A 3,568-nucleotide genomic window follows, 5' to 3' on the forward strand; every position below is an offset into this window, starting at 1 on the left:
GAGCAACAGCGTGGTAAGGGTAACCGCTTTTACTCTCTGGTGGTCGGCTCTGCCTATATGGTTCAGCGGCTAAAGAGCCTCTTTGATCATGAGTGGGTGTATAACTCGACGACGAGTACCATTCATGAGTTGATCGGCTTTCAGCAAAAAATTGATAACCAGTTTGAGGCACCCCCGTTATGAAGGCCTTGCCGAAATTTCAGGAAGAGTACAGCGCCAAGATCCCAGCCCTGACCCTGCTCACCCAGCTGGGCTGGTCTTTCCTCTCCCCTGAACAGGCGCTGGCGGCACGGGATAACAAGTTCGATCAGGTGGTGCTGCGCCAACAACTGCGCAGCGTGCTGGCCGAGCGCACCTTTGTGTTTGCGGGCAAAACCTATCCGCTGTCGCCCAAGTCAGTGGACAATCTGGTGAGTGAGCTGTGCAGCCCGGCCTTGAATGAAGGGTTGCAGGCGGCCAACGAGCGGCTCTATAACCACTTGCTCTATGGCATATCCGTCACCGAGTTTGTTGATGGCAAGAAGGTGAGCCCCACCATCCCCCTGATTGACTGGCACAACCCGCACAATAACCGCTTCACCTTCACCGAAGAGTTTCGGGTGATGCGTTCGGCAGGTATCGAGGCTCGCCGCCCGGATATCGTCTGCTTCGTCAATGGCTTGCCCCTGGTGGTGATCGAGGCCAAGCGCCCCGATGGCAATGCCAAAAAAGGGCCGACCATCAAGGAAGGGATCTCCCAAAGCCTGCGCAACCAGCGCCCCGACGAGATCCCGCTGCTGTTTGCCTACAGCCAGTTGTTGCTCTCCATCAATGGCATCGAGGGGCGATATGGCACCTGCGGTACGCCGGAGAAGTTCTGGGCCGCCTGGCGTGAGGAGGACATCGGTGATGGCGAGATGACGGCCATCAAGAATCAGCCGCTCTCATCCGAACAACTTTCTGCCCTGTTTAGCCACCGTTCCGCCGCCGACCTGGACTGGTATCAGTCTCTGGTTGCGGCGGGCGCACTGGCCGTCAGCGATCAGGATCGGCTGCTAATCAGCCTGCTTTCCCCGGAGCGGCTGCTGGAGATGACCCGGCTGTTCACCCTGTTTGACAAGAAGGCGGGCAAGATAGTCGCCCGCTACCAGCAGGTGTTTGGCATCAAGCGGTTAATCGAGCGTATCAACCAGAAACGCCCCGATGGCGGGAGAGAAGGTGGGGTGATCTGGCACACCACTGGTTCGGGCAAGTCGTTCACCATGGTGTTCCTCAGCAAGGCGCTGATCCTGCACGACAGTTTGAAACAGTGTCGCCTGCTGGTGGTGACCGACCGGGTGGATCTGGAGAGCCAGCTCAGCAAGACCTTTGCCTCCAGCGGCGAACTCGCGGGTAAGAAGGATAAAGAAGCGGCCATGGCTACCTCGGGCAAGCGGCTGGCCGAGCAGATCGGTAAGGGCAGCGAGCGGATCATCTTCTCGCTTATTCAGAAGTTCAACTCAGCGACCAAGTTGCCGGAGTGCATCAACAAGAGCCCGGATCTCATCGTGCTGATCGATGAGGGCCACCGCAGCCAGGGGGGCGAGAACCATGTCCGCATGAAGCTGGCATTGCCCAACGCCGCGTTTGTGGCTTTTACCGGCACGCCGCTTCTCAAGGATGACAAGACCACCAATAAGTTTGGCCCCATCGTCCATGCCTACACCATGCAACGGGCGGTCGAGGACAAGACGGTGACGCCGTTGCTCTACGAGGAGCGCATTCCCGATCTGGAGGTCAACGAGCGGGCTATCGACAGCTGGTTTGAGCGCATAACCCAGGGGTTAAACGAGCAGCAGCAGACCGATCTGAAACGCAAATTTGCCCGCAAGGGCGAGATCTACAGCGCGGAAGATCGCATCAAGCTGATTGCGTTCGATATCGCCAGTCACTTTTCAAACCACATTGTCGAGGGGCTCAAGGGCCAGCTGGCCTGCGATAGCAAAGCCTCGGCGGTGCTCTATAAAAAGTACCTCGACGAGGCGGGGCTGTTCGAGTCGGCGGTGGTGATGAGTCCGCCCGACAGCCGGGAAGGCAACACCGAGGTCGATGAATCGACCACACCGCTGGTCACTCAGTGGTGGAAGGAGAATGTCGGTGCTCTCTTTGGTTCTGGGGATGAGCAGGCGTACACCAGACATGTCGTGAATCGTTTCGATCAGGATGACGACCTCAAGTTGCTGATCGTGGTGGACAAGTTGCTGACCGGCTTCGATGAGCCAAAGAACACAGTGCTCTATATCGACAAGCCACTCAAAGAGCACAACCTGATCCAGGCGATTGCGCGGGTCAACCGGCTGCACCCGAAGAAGCAGTTCGGTCTGCTTATCGACTATCGCGGCATCTTATCCGAGCTGGATACCACTATCGGCAAGTATCAGGATCTCGCTTCCCGCACCCAGGGCGGCTATGACGTTGACGACCTCAAAGGCCTCTACAACCAGATGGGCACCGAATATAAGCGGCTGCCTCAGCTCTACCAGACCCTGTGGAACATTTTCGCCGGGGTGAAGAACAAGCAGGATATCGAGCAACTGCGTCAAGTGCTGGTGCCCAAGATGGAGGAACTGGACGGCGAACTGGTGGATGTGAACCTCAAGGTGCGAGAAGACTTCTACGAGGCTCTCACGGCGTTTGCCAGTTGCCTGAAAGTGGCGTTGCAGTCGGCCTCTTTTTTCGAGGACAGCGCCTTTAGCGAGGCGGATCGTCGCCACTACAAAGAGACGGTGAAACAGCTCTCCAGCCTGCGCCAACTGGTGCAACAGGATGCAGGTGAGAAGGTTGACTACGACGAATATGCCGAACAGGTGAAGAAGCTGCTGGATAAGCATGTGGTCGGGGTAGAGGTTAAAGAGCCGGGCGGCGTCTATGAAGTCGGCAAGATGGGCCAAAAGCAGCCAGAAGAGTGGAGCGAGAACAAGACCCGCAACGAGACCGACATCATCAAGACTCGCGTCACCCGCATGATTGAGCAGGAGCTACGCGACGACCCCTACGCCCAGGAAGCCTTCTCCAAGCTGCTGCGCCAAGCTATCGAGGAGGCAGAGAAGCTGTTCGATCACCCGCTCAAGCAGTACATGCTGTTTCGTGAGTTCGAAGAGCAGGTGCAGGAGCGTCGCCTGAGTGAGATTCCTGACGCTTTTGCTGGGCATCGCCACGCTCAGGCCTACTTTGGGGTGTTTAAAAAGGTACTGCCGGAGGTGTTCGCCATTACCGACAGCCAGGTACAGGAGAAGTGGATAAAGCTGGCCTTCGAGATCGATACGGTCGTGGATGCATCGGTGGCCGAGCACTCCATCAACCCGCAGAACATCGAGGCGGGTATTCGCAAGCAGTTGCTGCCGCGTATGTTCCAGGAGTGCAAAGCAATCGGCAGTGGTATGGAGCAGGCCAAGAAGATTGTCGAGATGGTGGTGCAGATCACCCGAGTCGGCTTGAGCGGAGTCTGATCAGATGAATGTGCCTATTCGGGTCAAGGGCGATGCTCAGGCCCAGGCTCCAGCTCCATCCTTTAGCTTTCGCTACGGCGATGAGCGGATCGCCTTCGAGC

1 protein-coding gene and 1 pseudogene are annotated in these 3,568 nt (G+C 57.3%); both read left to right on the forward strand.

The window, feature by feature from the left end; genetic code table 11:
* Positions 1–183 (forward strand): annotated as a pseudogene (locus OKC40_RS21960) (VWA domain-containing protein); the annotation flags it as partial.
* Positions 180–3,467 carry a type I restriction endonuclease subunit R gene (locus OKC40_RS21965; RefSeq protein ID WP_270796986.1) on the forward strand — a complete coding sequence of 1,096 codons (3,288 nt, stop codon included), beginning with the start codon at positions 180–182 and terminating at the stop codon, positions 3,465–3,467. The pseudogene OKC40_RS21960 and the gene OKC40_RS21965, both read left to right, overlap by 4 nt.
* Positions 3,468–3,568: the final 101 nt, after the last annotated feature.

This window comes from Aeromonas sp. QDB11 (assembly GCF_027705265.1).
In the GTDB taxonomy this organism is placed as follows: Bacteria; Pseudomonadota; Gammaproteobacteria; order Enterobacterales; family Aeromonadaceae; genus Aeromonas; species Aeromonas allosaccharophila.

Bases quoted from the DNA above. Each gene is read 5' to 3' on its own strand.
- OKC40_RS21965 (WP_270796986.1), top strand. From the start codon at position 180: ATGAAGGCCTTGCCGAAATTTCAGGAAGAGTACAGCGCCAAGATCCCA.